This window comes from Streptomyces flavofungini (genome assembly GCF_041028215.1).
Lineage (GTDB): Bacteria > Actinomycetota > Actinomycetes > Streptomycetales > Streptomycetaceae > Streptomyces > Streptomyces flavofungini_B.
In genome coordinates, this window is sequence record NZ_JASKYR010001340.1 from 1 (window position 1) to 772 (window position 772).

Consider the following 772-nt stretch of genomic DNA (forward strand, 5'->3'; position numbering starts at 1 on the left):
CCGTGCTGGGTGACCCACGCCTGCCACTTGCCGCCCTTGAGAGCGGAGACGTGGGCGATGGCGCCGTCGCTGAGCGGTATGTCCTGGCTGCCACCGGTGCTGCCCTGGGCGGAGGCGTGGGCAGTGGCGGCGGCGGAGGTGTGCTGCCGCGGTGCGGCGTCGGCGGTGGAGGCCAGCGCGGTGACGGCTCCGATGCTCAGCACCGCGGAGGCCAGCACGGTCAGGACGGCTCGTGAGTTCGACATGAGGTGACCTTTCTACGAACACGCTCGGGGAGGTACATATCGAACCTAAGCGGTGAAAGCGGAGGAATTGCCCCTACTGTGTAACGGTCGGCCCGCGAATCAGTCCTCGTCGCCGCGCCCGCGCCGTGGCTCGTGCGTACGGGCCTCCGCGACCGTGCGGTACAGCGGGAAGACGGTGTCGGCCCCAGTGAGGGCCAGCAGCCGTTCGACCGCCGGGGGAGGGGCGGCGAGCGCGAGCCACGTACCGGCTTCCTCGGCGCGGCGGCGCAGGCGCAGCAGGGCGTTGAAGCCGGAGGAGTCGCAGAAGGTGACCTGGGACAGGTCGAGGATGACGGCGGGGTGGTCGGTGACCGGCCCCATGGCCTGCTGGTAGACGGCCGGCGCGGACTCCACGTCCAGTTCCCCGGCGACGGTGGCCACGGCGAGCCGTCCGCCCTCTTCCTCGATGATGGTCACGTGCAGGTCGGTGCTCATGCGCTCACGCTCTTCTGTCGGGTGCGGCGGCTGCGGGTGCTGCGGGTGCGGGG

2 protein-coding genes are annotated in these 772 nt (G+C 71.2%); both read right to left on the minus strand.

Annotated elements, in window-relative coordinates; all coding sequences use genetic code 11:
* The coding region (locus AB8Z36_RS40910; protein WP_369218409.1) for a hypothetical protein at window positions 1–245 on the minus strand (245 nt) is incomplete at its 3' end.
* 99 nt (window positions 246–344) lie between these two features.
* Window positions 345–772 (minus strand): STAS domain-containing protein (locus AB8Z36_RS40915; protein ID WP_369218410.1); only part of this gene is annotated, 428 nt, incomplete at its 5' end.